We start from the raw sequence: 21,509 nt of genomic DNA, 5'->3' as shown, positions 1-21,509 counted from the left end.
GAGTGATTAACAATGAAAATTGTTTTTATAGATGGTTATAATGTTATTAATAGTTGGCCTAATCTTAAAGAAACTGCTAAAAGTAATCAATTAGAGTTAGGTAGAAATAAGTTAATAGAAATAATAGAGAATTATTCATCTTTCAATCATTGTAGAGTATTTATTGTTTTTGATGCTCATAAGGTCCATGGAACAATTGAAAAAGAAGAGATTTTAGGGAAAAATAAACAAATAAGTGTTATTTACACCAAAAGTGGTGAAACAGCTGATTCTTATATTGAACGAATGGTAAATGAATTTGGGAAAAGATTCGATGTAATGGTAGTTACATCAGACAATTTAGAGCAACAAACTATTTTTCAAAGAGGTGCCACTCGAATGAATTCGTTGGAATTTTATCATGAAGTATTAAATATAGAAAAGCAGATAAAAGAAAAAACAAGAAAAAGTTCACAGGGAAAAAAACTTTTGCTTGGAGATAACATAGATGACAGGGTAGCAGAAGTTTTAGATAATTTGAGAAAAGGCAATATATAAGTTTATATTAAAGATTTCAATAAATATTACGTATATAAATATATAATGTTTATCTTTCATAATTAATAAGGTTAAAAGGGGGGATGTATGTTGAGTAACAGTAATGCAATTATTTTAGAAGAAAAAGATTTTGCAAATAAAACTGAAGAAGAAATTGTTGCAGAAGCAAAAGAAGGAAATTCTTTAGCTCAGGAAATTATAATAAATAAATATGAAGCTTTCATAAGAGGAAAATCGAGATCTTATTTTTTAATAGGAGCAGATAAAGAAGATATATATCAAGAGGGTATGATAGGTCTTTATAAAGCAATACGAGATTTCAAAAATGAAAAAGAAACTTCATTTAAAGCCTTTGCGGAATTATGCATAACAAGACAGATAATTACAGCTATAAAAACTGCTACTAGACAAAAACATATCCCTTTAAATACATATGTGTCTTTAAATAAACCTATATATGAAGATGAGTCAGAAAGAACCCTGTTAGACGTTATAGTAGGATTAAAGATTACAAATCCTGAGGATGTTGTTATAAGTAAAGAAGAAGTAGCAAATATTGAGCTCAAAATGAGTAAGGTTTTGTCAGGACTTGAACTAGAGGTTTTGAACTCTTATTTAGACGGTAAAAGCTATCAAGAAATAGCTGTAGACTTAGATAGAGAGGCGAAATCTATAGATAATGCTCTGCAAAGAGTAAAAAGAAAATTAGAAAAATCTTTAAGTAAAAAAAATAGCAAATAGTTTATTTAAAATCATTGACAAAAAGTTTTATTAGTAGTAAACTTTTTATGGTATATAAATAGATTTTAAGCTATTAAGTTGCTCACGTGGCTCAGTCGGTAGAGCGTCGCCTTGGTAAGGCGGAGGCCGTCGGTTCAAGTCCGATCGTGAGCTCCAAAAAATGTAAAATATAAAACGCTAGGCAAAGTTTATTTAATTAAAGGAGGAATTACGATGTCAAAGGCAAAATTCGAAAGAAGTAAACCACACGTAAATATTGGAACAATCGGTCACGTAGACCACGGTAAAACTACATTAACAGCTGCTATAACAAGTGTATTAGCAACTCAAGGTGGAGCTGAAGCTTTCAAATATGATGAAATAGATAAAGCACCAGAAGAAAAAGAAAGAGGAATCACAATCAACAGTGCTCACGTTGAATACGAAACAGCAAACAGACACTACGCTCACGTAGACTGTCCAGGACACGCTGACTACGTTAAGAACATGATCACAGGAGCTGCTCAAATGGACGGAGCTATATTAGTATGTTCAGCTGCAGACGGCCCAATGCCTCAAACAAGAGAGCACATCCTATTAGCATCAAGAGTTGGAGTTGACTACATCGTAGTATTCTTAAACAAAGCTGATATGGTTGACGACGAAGAATTATTAGAATTAGTTGAAATGGAAGTAAGAGAGTTATTAAACGAGTACAACTTCCCAGGAGACGATATCCCAGTAATAAAAGGATCAGCTTTAAGAGCTTTAGAAAACCCAGCAGATGCAGAAGCAACAGCTTGTATCAATGAGTTAATGGAAGCAGTAGATAGCTACATCCCAACACCAGAAAGAGCTACAGATAAAGCATTCTTAATGCCTGTAGAAGATGTATTTACAATCACTGGTAGAGGAACAGTTGCAACAGGAAGAGTTGAAAGCGGAGTTCTTCACGTATCAGACGAAGTAGAAATCGTTGGATTAAAAGAAGAAAGCAGAAAAGTAGTAATCACAGGAATAGAAATGTTCAGAAAATTACTAGATGAAGCACAAGCTGGAGACAACATAGGAGCATTATTAAGAGGTGTTCAAAGAGACGAGATCGAAAGAGGTCAAGTTTTAGCAAAAGTTGGATCAATCAAACCACATACAAAATTCGTAGGTCAAGTATACGTACTTAAAAAAGAAGAAGGTGGAAGACATACTCCATTCTTCGATGGATATAGACCACAATTCTACTTCAGAACAACTGACGTAACAGGATCAATAAAATTACCAGAAGGAATGGAAATGGTAATGCCAGGAGATCACATCGATATGGACGTTGAATTAATTCACCCAGTAGCTATGGATGAAGGATTAAGATTCGCGATCAGAGAAGGTGGAAGAACTGTAGGATCAGGAGTTGTTACTAAGGTAGCAGAATAATATATCTGATTAATTACAGGTAATGACTATTGCATAAAATGAATGAAGGACTGGGTTCATAACCTAGTCCTTTACATAGTCAAGATTTGTTGACATGATTACAGTTTTATGATAGTGTTATAATGCAATAAAATCAAAGTTAATAAAGCTTTTTAAGCTTTATATATAGGAAAACTGGAGGTGCTGAACGTGAGAGTAAAAGTAACTTTAGCATGTACTGAATGCAAGCAAAGAAATTACAACTCAATGAAGAATAAGAAAAATGATCCTAACAGAATCGAAATGAACAAATATTGCAAATTCTGTAAGAAACATACTCTTCATAGAGAAACTAAGTAGTAAAACATTACTCATAGGGTGTTAAGGATGTGAAATAAATGGCTGCAAATGATAGATCAAAGGATTCTACAAAAGCAGTAGGTCCTATTAGATTTCTTAGAGAGGTTAAGGCAGAAGTTAAAAAAATAACTTGGCCTTCTAAAGAAGAAACTAAAAAATCCATAGCTGCAGTTATAGCCATAGCTATTGCGGTTTCGGTTTTAGTAGGTGTTGTAGATTTTGTGTTTAAAAACCTCTTTGAATTTATATTCAAACTTTAAGAAAAAAAGGGAGGTTTGAAGGCCTTAGTGCGCCTGAAAATTAATATGAGTGAAGAAGCAAAATGGTACGTAGTACACACTTATTCTGGTTATGAAAATAAGGTGAAAGCAACTATTGAGAAAACAATAGAAAACAGAAACTTACAACATTTAATTCCTAATATGCAAATTCCTATGGAAGAATGCATGGAGGAAAAAGATGGTAAGATGAAGGTTACCTACAAAAAGAAATTCCCAGGATATGTATTAATTAAAATGGTTATGACAGATGACTCTTGGTATGTTGTAAGAAACACAAGAGGAGTTACTGGGTTCGTAGGACCTGGATCAAAACCAGTTCCTCTTACCGATGAAGAGATTGAAACTATGGGAGTTCAAGATGCTCTTGTAGAGGTAGACTTGGAGGTAGGAGAATCAGTTAAGGTTATTTCTGGAGCAATAAGCGGATTTATGGCAACTATCCAAGAAATATACCCTGAAAAAAATAAGGTGAAAGCCTTAGTTGATATGTTCGGAAGAGAAACTCTTGCCGAGCTTGATTTTAATCAAGTAGAAAAAATAGATTAAAAAATCAGACTAACGTCTTAATCAAGTGGGAGGGCGTAAGTCCGAAATTACCACAGTATAGGAGGAAAATACTCATGGCTAAGAAAGTAACAGGAATGATAAAACTTCAACTTCCTGCAGGGAAAGCGACACCAGCACCACCAGTAGGACCAGCTTTAGGTCAACATGGTGTAAACATCATGGGATTCTGTAAAGAATTTAATGCAAAAACTTCAAATCAAGCTGGATTAATAATACCAGTTGTAATAACTGTATATCAAGACAGATCATTTAGTTTTATACTAAAAACACCACCAGCTGCTGTTTTAATTAAGAAAGAATTAGGACTTCAAAGCGGATCAGGTGTTCCAAACAGAACTAAAGTAGGAAGCTTAACTAAAGAACAAGTTAAGAAAATAGCTGAAACAAAAATGCCAGACTTAAATGCAGCAAGCATCGAATCAGCAATGAAAATGATCGAAGGTACTGCAAGAAGTATGGGAGTTACTATAACAGAGTAATAATAATTTACAGAATCGGTGGGAGGTCAAGGCCGTTAATACCACAAAGGAGGATTAATAATGGGAAAAAAATATGTTGAAAGTGCAAAATTAGTTGATAAAAATGCATTATATACTCCAGCAGAAGCATTAGAACTTGCTGTAAAAACTGCAAAAGCTAAATTCGATGAAACTATCGAATTACATGTAAGATTAGGAGTAGACCCAAGACATGCTGACCAACAAGTAAGAGGTGCAGTAGTACTTCCACACGGAACAGGTAAAACTGTAAGAGTTTTAGTGTTCGCTAAAGGTGATAAAGCTAACGAAGCTAAAGAAGCTGGAGCTGATTACGTTGGAGCAGAAGATTTACTACAAAAAATCCAAGGTGAAAACTGGTTTGATTTTGATGTAGTAGTTGCAACACCAGATATGATGGGTATCGTTGGTAGATTAGGTAGAGTTTTAGGACCTAAAGGATTAATGCCAAACCCAAAATCAGGTACAGTAACATTTGATGTAGCTAATGCTATATCAGAAATAAAAGCAGGTAAAGTTGAATATAGAGTTGATAAAACTGCTATAGTTCACTGCCCAATTGGTAAAAAATCATTTGGAGAAGAAAAATTAGTTGAAAACTTCAAAACATTAATGGATGCTATAGTAAAAGCTAAACCAGCTGCTGCTAAAGGACAATACATTAAGTCAGTTTCAGTTTCTGCTACAATGGGACCTGGAGCTAGAATCAACCCAACAAAAGTTTTAGATTAATTTTTATAAAAAAGCTTGACACAAGAGAATTATGTTATTATAATAAATCTTGTTGAAAAAGTGAATAAAAGTTTCCGTAGACAGTAGGTGCTCAAGCATAACGTAAACAACCTACCGAGGGATTTTGAGATATATATCTATGAAGTCTTCCTCTGTCTACGGGAAGACTTTTCTTAATATATAAAGCAGTTTTTAACTGTGAGGAGGTGGACACAGTGAACAAGAATAGACAACTAAAAGAAGCTAAAGTTGCTGAAATCAAAGAAAAAATGGAAAAAGCACAAGCTGTTGTACTTACAAACTATCAAGGTTTAACTGTAGAACAAGATACAGAATTAAGAAAGAACCTAAGAGAAGCTGGTATAGAATACAAAGTATACAAAAATACTTTAGTAACATTAGCAGCTAAAGAATTAGGACACGAAGGAATCATAGAATACTTAGAAGGACCAGTTTCAATAGCATTCGGTTACGAAGATGCTACTGCTCCAGCTAGAGTACTTAATAACTTCGCTAAAGACCACAAAGCTTTAGAATTAAAAGCTGGTATAGTAGACGGAATAGTTTACGATCAAGACATGATCAAGAAAATTGCAGATATCCCTTCAAAAGAGGTTCTTATCGCAAAACTTCTTGGAAGCATCAAGTCTCCATTATCAAACCTTGCATACTTATTAAATGCAATTAAAGATAAAAAAGAGGCAGAAACTGCTGAATAATTAGTAAATAAAAATAATAAAAATATGAGAAATATTTTCGGAGGTGCGAAAAAATGACAAAAGAACAAATCATAGAAGCTATCAAAGGTATGACTGTTTTAGAATTAAACGAATTAGTAACTGCTTGTGAAGAAGAGTTTGGAGTAAGCGCTGCTGCTCCTGTAGCTGTTGCAGGTGCTGCTGTTGCAGGTGGAGCTGCTGAAGAAAAATCAGAGTTCGACGTAGTATTAACTAACGCTGGAGCTAACAAAATCAAAGTAATCAAAGTTGTTAGAGAAATAACTGGATTAGGATTAAAAGAAGCTAAAGAAATAGTTGATGGAGCTCCAAAAACTATTAAAGAAGGCGTAGCTAAAGAAGAAGCTGAAGACATGAAAGCTAAATTAGCTGAAGTTGGAGCTGAAATAGAATTAAAATAATTTAAAATTATTTTAATCTTTGAAATTAAAAATAAAAGAGGTACTTTAAAGTGCCTCTTTTTTTTCTAAAATATTCTTAAAATAAATTTAAATAGGTTAGTTGACAGGAAGCTATACCTATGGTACTATAATTTAATGTATTATTCATTATGAATAAGTATATTCTATAGAAAATTTTTGAATAAAATAAGAAAATATGGATATACTAAAAAGATGATATTGTATGCAGTCCGAAAGTGAAAAAGTCCTTAGGGAAAGTGCGCTTTTGGTTATTTTAGTTTATACGAGGGGTGAATATTGATGGTACATCCTGTCCAAGTTGGAAAAAGAACGAGAATGAGCTTTGCTAAAGTTAAAGATGTAGCTGAAATGCCAAATTTAATAGAAGTTCAGCTAGACTCTTACAAATGGTTTTTAGAAGCTGGTTTACAAGAGGTTTTTAATGATATTAATCCTATTGCAAACTTTACTGGAAACCTAGTTTTAGAGTTTGTCGGTTATAATCTTGATATGGAAAATATCAAGTATACAGTAGAAGAGTGTAAAGAAAGAGATTCTACTTATGCAGCACCATTAAAAGTGACTGTAAGATTACAGAACGAAGAAACAGGAGAAATAAAAGAACAAGAGGTATTTATGGGAGACTTCCCATTAATGACTGAACAAGGAACGTTCATAATAAATGGAGCCGAAAGAGTTATTGTTTCTCAGTTAGTAAGATCACCTGGTGTTTATTACAACTATTCAGTTGATAAAACAGGTAAAAAATTATTCTCCTCAACTGTTATTCCTAACAGAGGTGCATGGTTAGAATATGAAACAGATTCTAACGATATAATATATGTAAGAATCGATAAGACAAGAAAACTTCCTATAAGTATTTTAGCTAGAGCTATGGGCTTTGGAAGTGATCAAGAATTATTAGATTACTTTGGAGAAGAAGAAAGATTAAAAGCTAGTATAGAAAAAGACAATACGAAGACAAGAGAAGAAGCTTTACTTGAAATCTATAAAAGACTAAGACCAGGTGAACCACCTACAGTTGAAAGTGCGATTTCATTAATAGATTCTTTATTCTTCGATGCAAAAAGATATGATTTATCAAAAGTTGGTAGATATAAATTTAACAAAAAATTAGCTATAAATTTAAGAATAGCTAACAAAATTTCAGCTGAAGATATAGTTGACCCATCTACAGGAGAAATCTTAGTAGCTAAAGGTGAAAAAATATCAAGAGTAAAAGCTGAAGAAATACAAAATCTAGGAATAAATTCAGTAGATGTTTTAGTAGAAGACAGAGTTATCAGAGTAATTGGTAACCATTTTGTTGACCTTGCTAAACATGTAAACTTTGATGTAGAAGAGCTTAGTATAAAAGAAGCAGTTCACTACCCTACATTAAAAGAAATCTTAGATAGCTGTTCATCAGATGAAGAGATTAAAGAAGAAATTAAAAAGAACATAAACAAACTTATACCAAAGCATATAATCAAAGATGATATATTTGCAACAATAAGTTACGAAATGGGCTTAGCTTATGGTATTGGTGTTGTTGATGATATAGACCACTTAGGAAATAGAAGACTAAGAAGTGTTGGTGAGCTTCTTCAAAATCAATTTAGAATTGGTTTATCAAGAATGGAAAGAGTAGTTAAAGAAAGAATGACTATTCAAGACCAAGAAGCAATTACACCACAACAATTAATTAACATAAGACCAGTAGCCGCAGCTATTAAAGAATTCTTCGGAAGTTCACAATTATCACAATTCATGGATCAAACTAATCCACTTTCAGAATTAACTCATAAGAGAAGATTATCAGCCTTAGGACCAGGAGGTCTTTCAAGAGAAAGAGCTGGTTTCGAAGTAAGAGACGTTCACCATTCTCACTATGGAAGAATGTGTCCTATAGAAACACCAGAGGGACCAAACATAGGGCTTATAAACTCATTAGCAACTTATGCTAGAGTAAATGAATATGGATTCATAGAAACACCATATAGAATTGTAGATAAAGAAACAGGTATTGTAACTAAAGAAATTAGATACTTTACAGCAGATGAAGAAGATCAATACCTTGTAGCTAAGGCTAATGAGCCTATAGATGAAGAAGGTAGATTTATTGACTCTAAGGTAACTGTAAGAGCTCAAGATGAAGTTTTAATAGTACCTAAAGAAGATGTTGATTTAATGGATGTATCTCCAAGACAATTAGTATCAGTAGCAACAGCTATGATACCATTCTTAGAGAACGACGACGCATCAAGAGCACTTATGGGATCAAACATGCAACGTCAAGCAGTTCCATTATTAAAACCACAAGCTCCAATAGTTGGTACTGGAATAGAGTACAGAGCAGCTGTTGACTCAGGAGTTTTACCAAAAGCTAAAAATGCTGGTGTAGTTAGTTATGTAAGTGCTAACGAAGTTAGAATAACTAGAGATTCAGATGGTGGTACAGATGTATACAGACTTCTTAAATTCAAGAGAAGTAACCAAGGTACATGTATAAACCAAAGACCAATAGTTGATAAAGGTGAAAAAGTAGTTAAAGGTCAAGTTTTATCTGATGGACCATCAACTGATTTAGGAGAAATAGCTTTAGGTAAAAACATCAGAATGGGATTCATTACTTGGGAAGGATATAACTACGAGGATGCTATGCTAATTTCAGAAGAATTAGTTAGAGAAGACGTATTTACATCAATCCATATAGAAGAGTATGAATGTGAAGCTAGAGATACTAAATTAGGACCAGAAGAAATAACAAGAGATATTCCAAACGTAAGTGAAGATACTCTTAAAGATATAGATGAAAGAGGTATCATAAGAATTGGTGCCGAAGTAAGATCAGGAGATATCTTAGTTGGTAAAGTAACACCAAAAGGAGAAACTGAACTTACTGCTGAAGAAAGATTACTTAGAGCTATATTCGGAGAGAAAGCTAGAGAAGTTAGAGATACTTCATTAAGAGTTCCTCACGGAGAAGCTGGTATTATAGTAGATGTAAAAGTATTTACTAGAGAAAATGGAGATGAACTTCCACCAGGAGTTAATGAGCTTGTAAGATGTTATATAGCTCAAAAGAGAAAAATCTCTGTTGGAGATAAGATGGCAGGACGTCACGGTAATAAAGGGGTTATCTCAAGAGTATTACCAGAAGAAGATATGCCATTCTTACCAGATGGTAGACCACTTCAAATCTGCTTAAACCCACTAGGGGTTCCATCACGTATGAACATCGGTCAGGTTCTTGAAGTCCATTTAGGTTGGGCTGCAAGTGCATTAGGATGGCATATTGCTACTCCAGTATTTGATGGTGCTACTGAAGAAGATATCGAAAAGCACTTAGAAGAAGCTGGATATAATGCAGATGGTAAAACAGTATTAAGAGACGGAAGAACTGGTGAAGAGTTCGATAGCCGTGTAACAGTTGGTATAATGTATATCTTAAAACTTGCTCACTTAGTAGATGATAAGATACATGCTAGATCAACAGGTCCTTACTCATTAGTTACTCAACAACCACTTGGAGGTAAAGCTCAATTCGGTGGTCAAAGATTTGGTGAGATGGAGGTTTGGGCATTAGAAGCATACGGTGCTGCTCATACACTTCAAGAAATCTTAACAGTAAAATCAGATGACGTTGTAGGAAGAGTTAAGACTTACGAAGCTATTGTAAAGGGTGAAAATATACCTGAACCAGGTGTTCCAGAATCATTTAAGGTTCTTATTAAAGAACTTCAAGCTTTATGCTTAGATGTTAAAGTCTTAAATGACTCACACGAAGAAGTTACTTTAAAAGAAATTTCTGAAGAAATATTAGATGACTTAGAAGTAAATATGGAAGGAACAGAAGATTCTTTACCAGTAGAAACAGCTAATGAAGATGGATACATTGATAATGTAGAAGTTGAAGCTGAAGAAGAAGATGTAGATTATGAAAATTTAGACCTAGAAGACTTCAATACTGATTTAGAATTAGATGATTTCGAAGAGTAATTATATATATTGGGTTAATCCTACTAACCCAAACCTAGTAGGAGCTAAAAAAAAAATATTCCTCTACTAAATTTAGTAGAGGAATATTAATCTATTAATACATTAATATGAAGGGAGGATACACCCTTGTTTGAATTAAATAATTTTGATGCTTTACAAATAGGGCTAGCATCTCCAGGGCAAATTAGAGAATGGTCTAGAGGTGAGGTAAAAAAACCTGAAACAATTAACTATAGAACATTAAAACCAGAAAGAGATGGTCTTTTCTGTGAAAGAATATTTGGACCAATGAAGGACTGGGAATGTCACTGTGGAAAGTATAAAAGAGTAAGATATAAAGGTGTAGTTTGTGATAGATGTGGAGTTGAAGTCACAAAATCTAAAGTAAGAAGAGAGAGAATGGGACATATAGAATTAGCAGCTCCTGTATCTCATATATGGTACTTTAAAGGTATCCCATCAAGAATGGGATTAATCCTTGATATGTCACCAAGATCATTGGAAAAAGTTTTATACTTTGCTTCTTATGTTGTAATAGATCCTAGAGAAACTGGATTATTAAAGAAACAACTATTAAATGAAAAAGAGTATAGAGAAGCTTGTGATAAATACGGTGAAGAAAGCTTTGAAGCAGCTATGGGTGCTGAAGCTGTTAAATCTCTTTTAGCTGAAATTGAATTAGAAAGATTATCAGTTGAATTAAAAGAAGAATTAAAGCAAAGTACTGGCCAAAAGAAAGTAAGAATAGTTAGAAGACTTGAAGTTGTAGAATCATTCAGAAAGTCTGGTAATAAACCAGAATGGATGATAGTAGATGTAATACCTGTAATACCACCAGATTTAAGACCAATGGTTCAATTAGATGGTGGAAGATTTGCGACTTCAGACTTAAATGACTTATATAGAAGAGTTATAAACAGAAATAACAGACTTAAAAAGTTATTAGATCTTGGAGCTCCTGATATAATCGTAAGAAATGAAAAAAGAATGCTTCAAGAAGCTGTTGATGCTCTTATAGATAATGGTAGAAGAGGAAGACCAGTAACAGGTCCAGGAAACAGACCTCTTAAATCATTATCAGATATGCTTAAAGGTAAGCAAGGAAGATTCAGACAAAACCTTCTTGGTAAGAGGGTTGACTATTCAGGAAGATCAGTTATCGTTGTTGGACCTGAATTAAAAATGTATCAATGTGGTCTTCCTAAAGAAATGGCATTAGAATTATTTAAGCCATTTGTTATGAAGAAATTAGTTGAAGACGGAATATCTCACAACATTAAGAATGCTAAAAGATTAGTTGAGAGAGTAATGCCTCAAGTATGGGATGTATTAGAAGAAGTAATTGCAGATCATCCAGTTTTACTTAACCGTGCTCCTACTCTACACAGACTTGGTATTCAAGCATTCCAACCTGTTTTAGTTGAAGGAAGAGCAATAAAACTTCATCCATTAGTATGTACAGCTTATAATGCTGACTTTGATGGAGACCAAATGGCTGTTCACGTACCATTATCAGTTGAAGCACAAGCTGAAGCTAGATTCTTAATGTTAGCAGCAGGGAATATAATGAAACCTTCAGATGGTAAGCCTGTATGTGTACCTACTCAGGATATGGTACTTGGATCATACTACTTAACTATGGATAAGGATAATGTAAAAGGTGAAGGTAAATACTTCTCAAGTTTAGATGAAGTTATAATGGCTTATCAACTTAAAGAAGTTGCAATTCATGCAAAAATAAATGTTAAAATAACTAAAATGATCGACGGAGAATTAAAGTCAGGAATAATAAAGACTACTCCTGGTAAGGTTATATTTAATGAATGCGTACCTCAAAACTTAGGATTTGTTGATAGAACTAATCCAGATGAAATGTTTAATTTAGAAATTGATTTCTTAATTACTAAAAAGTCATTAGGAAAACTTATAGATAAATGTTACCAAAAATATGGACCAACAGAAACATCTATAATGCTAGATAATATAAAAGCAACAGGATATCATTATTCATCAATAGGAGCTGTAACAGTTGCAGCATCTGATATGATAGTACCTAAGAGAAAATACGAATTACTAGAAGAAGCTGATCAAACAGTTGAAAAGATAGAAAAGATGTATAGAAGAGGTCTTATATCAGAAGATGAAAGATATGAAAGAGTTATAGAAAAATGGACTAATACAACTGAAGAAGTTGCTAATGCCTTAATGGATAGCTTGGATAAATTTAACCCAATATTCATGATGGCTGACTCTGGAGCCAGAGGATCTAAGTCACAGATCAAACAGCTTGCAGGGATGAGAGGACTTATGGCTAGTCCATCAGGTAAAATTCTAGAACTTCCAATCAGAGCTTCATTCAGAGAGGGTCTTGATGTATCTGAATACTTCATATCAACTCACGGAGCTAGAAAAGGTAATGCCGATACAGCTCTTAAAACTGCAGACTCAGGATACTTAACAAGAAGACTTGTTGACGTAAGCCAAGATGTTATTGTTAGAACTGAAGATTGTGGAACAACAGAAGGTATTTATGTTGCAGAAATAAAAGAAGGAAATGAAAGTATAGAAGGTCTTGAAGAAAGATTAACAGGTAGATACACTGCAGAAGATGTTTTACATCCAGAAACAGGTGAACTTCTAGCTGAAAGAGATACTTACATGAACTCAGAATTAGCTGCTAAAATAGCTAATACAGGAATTAAAAAAGTAAAAATTAGATCAGTATTTACATGTAACGCTAAAGTTGGAGTTTGTTCTAAGTGTTATGGTATGAACATGGCAACAGCAGATAAGATAAATATCGGAGAAGCTGTTGGTATAGTTGCTGCTCAATCAATCGGTGAGCCAGGAACACAGCTTACAATGAGAACATTCCATACAGGTGGAGTTGCTGGAGCAGATATAACTCAAGGTCTTCCAAGGGTTGAAGAGTTATTCGAGGCAAGAAAACCAAAAGGATTAGCAATAGTAAGTGAAGTTTCAGGAAGCGTAAAAGTTGAAGAAACTAAGAAGAAGAAAACAGTATATGTAATTGCAGACAACGGTGAAGAATACACTTATGACATACCATTCGGTTCAAGAATAAAAGTACATGATGGTGATTCAATAGAAGCTGGAGATGAAATTACAGAAGGATCAGTTAATCCACATGATATAATGGCAATCAAAGGTGTTGATGGAGCAAGACAATACTTACTTTCAGAAGTTCAAAAAGTTTACAGACTTCAAGGGGTTGATATCAATGATAAACACTTAGAAGTAGTTGTAAGACAAATGACTAGAAAGATAAAGGTTAGTGAGTCAGGGGATACTGATTTATTACCAGGTGTAATGATAGATATGTTTGATTTCCACGAAGAAAATGCTAGAGTTGAAGCTCTAGGTGGAGAAAAAGCTAAAGGAGAGCAAGTACTATTAGGTATAACAAAAGCTGCCTTAGCAACAGACAGTTTCTTATCAGCAGCTTCATTCCAAGAAACAACAAGAGTTCTTACTGATGCAGCTATTAAAGGAAAAATAGATCCATTAATAGGATTAAAAGAAAATGTAATAATCGGTAAGTTAATACCTGCTGGAACAGGAATGATGAAGTATAGATCTGTTAAACTTAACACAGATAGCAACATTATAGAAAATGAATTAGCAAATACCATTGAAGAATAAGATTAATTTATTGACATGGTTATTTTAAAATGATAAAATACATTTTGTATGTATAGCAAAAAGTCATAAAGGATTAACTTGTCTACGTAATTCGGAAGAATTCGATTTATCTCAGCAGTTTTTATAGAGGAGGTAAAGATGGTAGACAGACTTTTTGAGAAAAAGGTTATTGGTGTTAAACAATCAATAAAATTTTTGAAAGAAGGAAAAGGAAAATCTCTATATTTAGCAAAAGATGCGAAAGAAGAGATAATAAATCCTTTAAAATCTTTAGCAAAAAATCAAAAAATCGATATAGAATATGTCGATACTATGAAAGAACTTGGTAAAATCTGCGGCATAGAAGTAAAAGCAGCTGCAGCATTATTACTTAAATAAGTTAACATCTTATATTTATATAGATAGTTATAATAATGATCAGGAGGTGAAAGTATGCCAACTATAAGTCAATTAGTAAGAAAAGGCAGAAAAACATTAGTTTCTAAGTCAACTGCACCAGCACTTAAAGAGTGTCCACAAAAAAGAGGAGTTTGTACTGTTGTTAAAACTAGTACTCCTAAGAAACCTAACTCAGCTTTAAGAAAAGTTGCCAGAGTTAGATTAACTAACGGATACGAAGTAACTGCTTACATTCCAGGTGTAGGCCATAACTTACAAGAGCACAGTGTTGTTCTTATAAGAGGTGGAAGAGTAAAGGACCTTCCTGGTGTTAGATACCACATAGTAAGAGGAGCTTTAGACTCAGCTGGAGTAGCTAACAGAATGCAAGGAAGATCTAAGTACGGTGCTAAGAGACCAAAGCAAAAATAATTTAAGTTATTTTAAAGCTTGAACTTAGTTTAAGTGCTGTGACTTCAAAGTTTAGATAGATTTTAATATAGTTTATATAGATTAGAAGCGAGCACTTTACGACACATTTAAAGTTATGTCGAGTACCGATGAACTTAAATTTGAATATGTTAAGGAGGGAAGAAAAGTGCCAAGAAAAGGACATATAGCAAAAAGAGATGTATTAGCAGATCCAATGTACAACTCAAAAGTTGTAACAAAGTTAATAAATGGTGTTATGCTTGATGGTAAAAAAGGAGTAGCTCAAAAAATATGCTACGACGCTTTCGAAATAATAGCTGAAAAATCAGGTAGAGATGCTATGGAAGTATTCGAAGATGCATTAAACAACATCATGCCTTTATTAGAAGTAAAAGCAAGAAGAATAGGTGGAGCTAACTACCAAGTTCCAATAGAAGTTAGACCAGAAAGAAGACAGACTTTAGGTTTAAGATGGTTACTTGCAGCTACTAGAAAAAGAGGCGAAAAGTACATGAGAGAAAAATTAGCAGCAGAAATATTAGATGCAGCTAACAATACTGGAGCAGCTGTTAAGAAGAGAGAAGATACTCATAAAATGGCTGAAGCTAACAAAGCGTTTGCTCATTACAGATATTAATATTAATACAAAGCTGTTTTGGTTTCCCAAAACAGTTTTGTTGAATTTAAGTTACCATAAATTGAGAGGAGGACATTGATACAATGGCAAGACAATATCCATTAGAAAAATTCCGTAACTTTGGAATAATGGCTCATATAGATGCGGGTAAAACAACAACTACTGAGCGTATACTTTTCTACACAGGTAAAAATCATAAAATAGGTGAAACTCACGATGGAGCTTCAACTATGGACTGGATGGTTCAAGAGCAAGAAAGAGGTATAACAATTACTTCTGCTGCTACAACTTGTTTCTGGAAAGGTCACGAATTAAACATAATAGATACTCCAGGTCACGTAGATTTCACTGTTGAGGTTGAAAGATCATTAAGAGTACTTGATGGAGCTGTTACAGTTCTAGATGCAAAGAGTGGGGTTGAACCACAAACTGAAACTGTTTGGAGACAGGCAGATAAATATCAAGTTCCTAGAATGATATATGTAAACAAAATGGATGCAACAGGAGCTGACTTCTTCAACTGCTTAGGATCAGTTAGAGAAAGATTAAGAGCTAATGCTATTGCTATTCAAATTCCAATAGGAAAAGAAGCTGAATTTGCAGGAATGATCGACTTAATGAAGAACGTTGCTGTAGTTTACGAAGATGACCTAGGTCAAACTGAAAAAGAAATTGAAATACCAGCTGAATTAAAAGATCAAGCTGAAGAGTATAGATCAATGATGATCGAAGCTATCGCTGAAACTGATGAAGAATTAATGATGAAATACTTAGAAGGTGAAGAGTTAACTATCGAAGAGTTAAAAGCAGCTTTAAGAAAAGCTACTATAGCTAATGAAATAGTACCAGTAATCTGTGGTTCATCATACAAAAATAAAGGTGTTCAACACATGATCGATGGAGTTGTTGATTTCTTACCATCTCCATTAGATATAAAAGCTGTTGAAGGTACTGATTTAGAAGGTAATGAAGATACAAGAGAAGCTTCAGATGCAGCTCCATTATCAGCATTAGCATTCAAAATTGCTACTGACCCATTCGTTGGTAAATTAGCATTCACAAGAATTTATTCAGGAGTTATGGAAAGTGGTTCATACGTTCTAAACTCAACTAAGGGTAAAAAAGAAAGAATAGGAAGACTTGTTAAAATGCATGCTAACTCAAGAGAAGAAGTTACATCATTAGAAGCAGGTGAATTAGGAGCAATAATAGGATTAAAGAACACTACTACTGGTGATACTTTATGTGCTGAATCAGCTCCAATCATACTTGAAAGTATGGAATTCCCAGAACCAGTTATCTCTGTTGCTATAGAGCCAAAGACAAAAGCTGGTCAAGAAAAGATGGGATTAGCTTTAGCTAAGTTAGCTGAAGAAGACCCAACATTCAAGACTTGGACTAACCAAGAAACTGGTCAAACAATCATCGCTGGTATGGGTGAATTACACTTAGATATCATCGCTGATAGATTACAAAGAGAATTTAAAGTTGAGTGTAACGTAGGTGCTCCTCAAGTTGCTTACAAAGAAACTATCAGAACTGCTGTTGAAGCTGAAGCTAAATTCGCTAGACAATCAGGTGGTAGAGGACAATACGGTCACTGTAAGATAGAAATGATACCTCACGAAGGTGAATATGAATTCGAAAATGCTATAGTTGGAGGAGCTATTCCAAAAGAATACATACCAGCTGTAGATAACGGTATTCAAGAAGCTTCACAAAGTGGTATAATAGCTGGATACCCAGTTATAAACTTTAAAATCAAATTATATGATGGATCATACCATGAAGTTGACTCATCTGAAATGGCATTCAAAATTGCTGGATCAATGGCATTCAAAAATGCTATGGCTAAAGCTAACCCAGTATTACTTGAGCCAATGATGAAAGTTGAAGTAGTAGTACCAGAAGAGTATATGGGAGATGTTATAGGTGACATCAACTCAAGAAGAGGTAGAATCGAAGGTATGGAAGCTAGAAATGGTGCTCAAGTTATAAGAGCATTCGTAGCACTTTCAGAAATGTTCGGTTATGCAACTGCTTTAAGATCAAGAACTCAGGGTAGAGGAAACTACTCAATGGAATTTGATCACTATGAAGAAGTACCTAAGAGTATCCAAGAAAAAGTTGTTGGAGAAAGAAAAGGTAAATAATTAAAGTTAAAAATACTTAGAGGGGATTAAATTCCCTTCTAGGTAATTAAATAAATTATTTAAAATAGTTTAAAAAGCAAAATGCTTTTTTATAGATTTATATAGTTTTAGGAGGAATAACGATGTCAAAGGCAAAATTCGAAAGAAGTAAACCACACGTAAATATTGGAACAATCGGTCACGTAGACCACGGTAAAACTACATTAACAGCTGCTATAACAAGTGTATTAGCAACTCAAGGTGGAGCTGAAGCTTTCAAATATGATGAAATAGATAAAGCACCAGAAGAAAAAGAAAGAGGAATCACAATCAACAGTGCTCACGTTGAATACGAAACAGCAAACAGACACTACGCTCACGTAGACTGTCCAGGACACGCTGACTACGTTAAGAACATGATCACAGGAGCTGCTCAAATGGACGGAGCTATATTAGTATGTTCAGCTGCAGACGGCCCAATGCCTCAAACAAGAGAGCACATCCTATTAGCATCAAGAGTTGGAGTTGACTACATCGTAGTATTCTTAAACAAAGCTGATATGGTTGACGACGAAGAATTATTAGAATTAGTTGAAATGGAAGTAAGAGAGTTATTAAACGAGTACAACTTCCCAGGAGACGATATCCCAGTAATAAAAGGATCAGCTTTAAGAGCTTTAGAAAACCCAGCAGATGCAGAAGCAACAGCTTGTATCAATGAGTTAATGGAAGCAGTAGATAGCTACATCCCAACACCAGAAAGAGCTACAGATAAAGCATTCTTAATGCCTGTAGAAGATGTATTTACAATCACTGGTAGAGGAACAGTTGCAACAGGAAGAGTTGAAAGCGGAGTTCTTCACGTATCAGACGAAGTAGAAATCGTTGGATTAAAAGAAGAAAGCAGAAAAGTAGTAATCACAGGAATAGAAATGTTCAGAAAATTACTAGATGAAGCACAAGCTGGAGACAACATAGGAGCATTATTAAGAGGTGTTCAAAGAGACGAGATCGAAAGAGGTCAAGTTTTAGCAAAAGTTGGATCAATCAAACCACATACAAAATTCGTAGGTCAAGTATACGTACTTAAAAAAGAAGAAGGTGGAAGACATACTCCATTCTTCGATGGATATAGACCACAATTCTACTTCAGAACAACTGACGTAACAGGATCAATAAAATTACCAGAAGGAATGGAAATGGTAATGCCAGGAGATCACATCGATATGGACGTTGAATTAATTCACCCAGTAGCTATGGATGAAGGATTAAGATTCGCGATCAGAGAAGGTGGAAGAACTGTAGGATCAGGAGTTGTTACTAAGGTAGCAGAATAATCCTTAAAATTTATCTTGTTTAGGTGAGTTTATCTCACCTAAGCATTAATATATCATTTATAAACATTAATTTGTTTTTAGTGAATTAAATTGCCCAATGAACTCGGGTGTATGTTCTAAGAATTATTTTAAAATATTTAGCGCAAGATATTTTAATTTAATTCAATTAGAAAAAAGTTCAAAGTATATACAATGAAGCTTAAGAATTTCATATTTAAGTTTAAGCGCAAAAAACTAAAATATTTAAACTCTTAAGTTGTTCAAAAAAAGGCCTTTAAAAAAGAGATGGATGATTAATCATTCATCTCTTTTTTAAAGGCCTTTTTTTATGTTAATAATATACTCTTGAAAAATTTTTAAAATAGTATATTATATTAAATAGAGTGTTTTGAGAAGAAAAAAATCAAAAAATTAATTTTGAAAAAAGCTAATTAAAAAGCTTGAAAAAATAAAATATACATAGTATAATTAAGAAGTTGCAAAGCAAAAAAGCGTTGATTCGAGAGGTTGCCGAACTTCCGGGATATTCTTGATGAGCTAGCGTGGATCTAGAATCCAGCGACAGACATTCTTACTGTTTCTATCGAAATGTGAAACACCAGGGACAGTTTACAGAATGAAACTGTTGTGCGTTAAGAAGTAAAACGTACATGAAAAGGAGGGAAACCAAATGTCAAAACAAAAAATAAGAATAAGATTAAAAGCATTTGATCACACAATATTAGATCAATCAGCTGAAAAAATCGTAGAAACTGCGAAATCAACTGGTGCTAAGGTTGCAGGTCCAATACCTCTACCAACAGAAAAAGATGTAATCACTATCTTAAGAGCTGTGCACAAGTACAAAGATTCAAGAGAGCAGTTCGAAATAAGAACTCATAAAAGATTAATCGATATAGTTAATCCATCACCAAAAACTGTTGATGCATTAATGAGATTAAATTTACCAGCTGGCGTAGATATCGAAATTAAACTATAATTTTTAGATTTAATTGATATTGAAGTAATAATAGAAAAACTATTATGATTGTAAATCAATCCGCTAATAAGTTTAGGAGGTGTAACCACATGAAAAAAGCTATAATAGGTAAAAAAATCGGAATGACTCAAATATTCGATCAAAATGGAAAAGTTGTTCCTGTAACAGTTGTAGAAGCTGGTCCATGTGTTGTTGTTCAAAAGAAAACTGTTGAAAACGACGGTTACGATGCAATACAAGTAGGATTCGGTGAAATCAGAGAGAAATTAGTAAACAGCCCAAAGAAAGGTCACTTTGCTAAAGCAGGAGTATCAGCTAGAAGAACTCTTAAAGAATTCAGATTAGATGATATATCAGCTTACAATGTTGGTGACGAAATAAAGGTTGATACTTTTGAAGTTGGAGATAAAGTTGACGTTTCTGGAGTTTCTAAAGGAAAAGGATTCCAAGGCGTTATCAAGAGATGGAATCAAAGCAGAGGACCTATGAGTCACGGTTCAAAATTCCATAGAGCACCAGGTTCAATGGGAGCTGCATCAGATCCATCAAGAACTTTCAAAAACAAAAGAATGCCAGGACACATGGGTTCTGAAAATGTTACTGTATTAAACCTTGAAGTAGTTAAGGTTATGGCTGACAAGAATATCATTTTAGTTAAAGGTGGAATTCCAGGAGCTAACAAAAGTACAGTTGTAATCAGAAACAGCGTTAAAGCATAATTTTTCTAGAAAGGAGGAAATAAAATGCCTACATTAGGATTATTAAATAAAGAAGGACAAAAAGTTGGAGATATCCAATTAAACGAATCAGTATTTGCTGCTGAAATAAACGAAGCAGTATTACATCAAGTAGTAGTTGCTCAATTAGCTAACAAGAGACAAGGAACTCAATCAGCTAAAACTAGATCTGAAGTTAGAGGAGGCGGAATCAAGCCTTGGAGACAAAAAGGAACTGGTAGAGCAAGACAAGGTTCAATAAGAGCACCACAATGGATCAAAGGTGGTATCGTATTTGCACCAAAACCAAGAGATTACAGAATGTCAATACCAAAAAGCATGAGAGCTGTTGCTATGAAATCAGCTTTATCAAGCAAGGTTGCTGACAATAACATGTTAGTTTTAGAAAGCTTAGAATTTGAAGCTCCAAAAACTAAAGAAGCTATAAAAATGTTAAATGCATTAGAAGCTAAAAAAGCATTAGTTGTTACAGCTGAATCAAACGAGAATGTTTACAAATCAGTAAGAAACGTTCCAGGTGTTGAAGTATGTCCATTAAACAACATAAACGTTTATGACTTACTTAAATTTGAAAAGCTAATAATAACTAAGGAAGCTATAGAAAAAATCGAGGAGGTGTACGCATAATGAAACTTACAAGCTATGATATAATCAGTAAGCCAGTTATAACTGAAAAGAGCATGGCAGGTATGGCTGAAGGAAAATACACTTTCAGAGTTCATGTTTCTGCTAACAAAGTTCAAATCAGAAGAGCTGTTGAAGAAGTATTCAATGTTAAAGTTGCTGATGTAAAAACAATCAGACTTGAAGGTAAAACTAAAAGAGTTGGCGTTCACATCGGAAAAAGAGCTGACTACAAGAAAGCTATCGTAACATTAGCTGAAGGAAGCACTATTGAATTCTTTGAAGGAATGCAATAATATTAACCGGTAGTGGCTGAAGGCCAGAGAAGGATTAATAAGGAGGGAAATTT

At 33.9% G+C, this 21,509-nt stretch carries 21 protein-coding genes, 1 tRNA gene and 1 other annotated feature; all 22 genes read left to right on the top strand.

Going from position 1 to position 21,509, the window contains the following annotated elements; genetic code table 11:
* Positions 1 to 12: 12 nt before the first annotated feature.
* The 22 genes from ARA19_RS14770 to rplW all read left to right on the top strand — a co-directional run bounded on the left by ARA19_RS14770 (position 13) and on the right by rplW (position 21,456).
* A complete protein-coding gene (locus ARA19_RS14770) occupies positions 13 to 537 on the top strand; it encodes an NYN domain-containing protein (RefSeq protein ID WP_055071704.1) in 525 nt (174 codons plus the stop codon).
* Positions 538 to 624: 87 nt separating this feature from the next.
* A complete protein-coding gene (sigH, locus tag ARA19_RS14765) occupies positions 625 to 1,278 on the top strand; it encodes an RNA polymerase sporulation sigma factor SigH (protein WP_055071703.1) in 654 nt (217 codons plus the stop codon).
* A gap of 80 nt (positions 1,279 to 1,358) precedes the next feature.
* Positions 1,359 to 1,434: transfer RNA gene (locus tag ARA19_RS14760), tRNA-Thr, on the top strand.
* 57 nt (positions 1,435 to 1,491) lie between these two features.
* Complete coding sequence (tuf, locus tag ARA19_RS14755; protein ID WP_055068975.1) at positions 1,492 to 2,685, top strand: elongation factor Tu; 1,194 nt, start codon at positions 1,492 to 1,494, stop codon at positions 2,683 to 2,685.
* Between the two features lie 189 nt (positions 2,686 to 2,874).
* Positions 2,875 to 3,024, top strand: coding sequence for a 50S ribosomal protein L33 (gene rpmG, locus ARA19_RS14750; RefSeq protein ID WP_055071702.1), 150 nt, complete (start codon positions 2,875 to 2,877; stop codon positions 3,022 to 3,024).
* A gap of 38 nt (positions 3,025 to 3,062) precedes the next feature.
* On the top strand, positions 3,063 to 3,284 hold the full coding sequence (gene secE, locus ARA19_RS14745; RefSeq protein ID WP_055071701.1) for a preprotein translocase subunit SecE: 222 nt from the start codon (positions 3,063 to 3,065) through the stop codon (positions 3,282 to 3,284).
* A gap of 45 nt (positions 3,285 to 3,329) precedes the next feature.
* Entirely contained in the window at positions 3,330 to 3,851 is a 522-nt protein-coding gene (gene nusG, locus ARA19_RS14740) for a transcription termination/antitermination protein NusG (RefSeq protein WP_055071700.1), read from the top strand.
* Positions 3,852 to 3,925: 74 nt separating this feature from the next.
* Positions 3,926 to 4,351: a 50S ribosomal protein L11 gene (gene rplK / locus ARA19_RS14735; RefSeq protein WP_055071699.1), complete on the top strand. Its 426-nt coding sequence runs from the start codon at positions 3,926 to 3,928 to the stop codon at positions 4,349 to 4,351.
* A gap of 60 nt (positions 4,352 to 4,411) precedes the next feature.
* Positions 4,412 to 5,101, top strand: coding sequence for a 50S ribosomal protein L1 (gene rplA / locus ARA19_RS14730; RefSeq protein ID WP_055071698.1), 690 nt, complete (start codon positions 4,412 to 4,414; stop codon positions 5,099 to 5,101).
* 56 nt (positions 5,102 to 5,157) lie between these two features.
* Positions 5,158 to 5,285: a sequence feature (ribosomal protein L10 leader region), on the top strand.
* Between the two features lie 31 nt (positions 5,286 to 5,316).
* Positions 5,317 to 5,820 carry a 50S ribosomal protein L10 gene (gene rplJ, locus ARA19_RS14725; protein ID WP_055071697.1) on the top strand — a complete coding sequence of 168 codons (504 nt, stop codon included), beginning with the start codon at positions 5,317 to 5,319 and terminating at the stop codon, positions 5,818 to 5,820.
* Positions 5,821 to 5,873: 53 nt separating this feature from the next.
* Positions 5,874 to 6,239: a 50S ribosomal protein L7/L12 gene (gene rplL, locus ARA19_RS14720; protein WP_055071696.1), complete on the top strand. Its 366-nt coding sequence runs from the start codon at positions 5,874 to 5,876 to the stop codon at positions 6,237 to 6,239.
* Between the two features lie 300 nt (positions 6,240 to 6,539).
* On the top strand, positions 6,540 to 10,241 hold the full coding sequence (gene rpoB, locus ARA19_RS14715) for a DNA-directed RNA polymerase subunit beta (RefSeq protein ID WP_055071695.1): 3,702 nt from the start codon (positions 6,540 to 6,542) through the stop codon (positions 10,239 to 10,241).
* A gap of 126 nt (positions 10,242 to 10,367) precedes the next feature.
* Positions 10,368 to 13,904: a DNA-directed RNA polymerase subunit beta' gene (gene rpoC / locus ARA19_RS14710; RefSeq protein ID WP_055071694.1), complete on the top strand. Its 3,537-nt coding sequence runs from the start codon at positions 10,368 to 10,370 to the stop codon at positions 13,902 to 13,904.
* A gap of 138 nt (positions 13,905 to 14,042) precedes the next feature.
* The gene (locus ARA19_RS14705) at positions 14,043 to 14,282 is read left to right on the top strand and encodes a ribosomal L7Ae/L30e/S12e/Gadd45 family protein (protein ID WP_055071693.1); all 240 of its coding nucleotides are present in this window, start codon (positions 14,043 to 14,045) and stop codon (positions 14,280 to 14,282) included.
* Positions 14,283 to 14,336: 54 nt separating this feature from the next.
* Positions 14,337 to 14,714: a 30S ribosomal protein S12 gene (gene rpsL, locus ARA19_RS14700; protein WP_055071692.1), complete on the top strand. Its 378-nt coding sequence runs from the start codon at positions 14,337 to 14,339 to the stop codon at positions 14,712 to 14,714.
* A gap of 166 nt (positions 14,715 to 14,880) precedes the next feature.
* Entirely contained in the window at positions 14,881 to 15,351 is a 471-nt protein-coding gene (gene rpsG / locus ARA19_RS14695) for a 30S ribosomal protein S7 (RefSeq protein ID WP_055071691.1), read from the top strand.
* A gap of 83 nt (positions 15,352 to 15,434) precedes the next feature.
* Positions 15,435 to 17,504 carry an elongation factor G gene (gene fusA, locus ARA19_RS14690; RefSeq protein ID WP_055071690.1) on the top strand — a complete coding sequence of 690 codons (2,070 nt, stop codon included), beginning with the start codon at positions 15,435 to 15,437 and terminating at the stop codon, positions 17,502 to 17,504.
* A 122-nt stretch (positions 17,505 to 17,626) separates the two neighbouring features.
* Positions 17,627 to 18,820: an elongation factor Tu gene (tuf, locus tag ARA19_RS14685; protein WP_055068975.1), complete on the top strand. Its 1,194-nt coding sequence runs from the start codon at positions 17,627 to 17,629 to the stop codon at positions 18,818 to 18,820.
* 670 nt (positions 18,821 to 19,490) lie between these two features.
* Positions 19,491 to 19,799 carry a 30S ribosomal protein S10 gene (gene rpsJ, locus ARA19_RS14680; protein ID WP_055071689.1) on the top strand — a complete coding sequence of 103 codons (309 nt, stop codon included), beginning with the start codon at positions 19,491 to 19,493 and terminating at the stop codon, positions 19,797 to 19,799.
* A gap of 89 nt (positions 19,800 to 19,888) precedes the next feature.
* Positions 19,889 to 20,518 (top strand): 50S ribosomal protein L3, encoded by a 630-nt coding sequence (rplC, locus tag ARA19_RS14675; protein WP_055071688.1) that lies wholly within the window; start codon positions 19,889 to 19,891, stop codon positions 20,516 to 20,518.
* A 24-nt stretch (positions 20,519 to 20,542) separates the two neighbouring features.
* The gene (gene rplD, locus ARA19_RS14670; protein WP_055071687.1) at positions 20,543 to 21,163 is read left to right on the top strand and encodes a 50S ribosomal protein L4; all 621 of its coding nucleotides are present in this window, start codon (positions 20,543 to 20,545) and stop codon (positions 21,161 to 21,163) included.
* Entirely contained in the window at positions 21,163 to 21,456 is a 294-nt protein-coding gene (gene rplW / locus ARA19_RS14665; RefSeq protein WP_055071686.1) for a 50S ribosomal protein L23, read from the top strand. Before rplD ends, rplW begins: the two co-directional genes overlap by 1 nt.
* Positions 21,457 to 21,509: the final 53 nt, after the last annotated feature.

Origin of the sequence: Clostridium massiliamazoniense (assembly GCF_001403635.1) — a bacterium.
GTDB classification, from domain to species: Bacteria; Bacillota; Clostridia; order Clostridiales; family Clostridiaceae; genus Sarcina; species Sarcina massiliamazoniense.
This window is presented reverse-complemented; position numbering and strand designations above follow the sequence as displayed.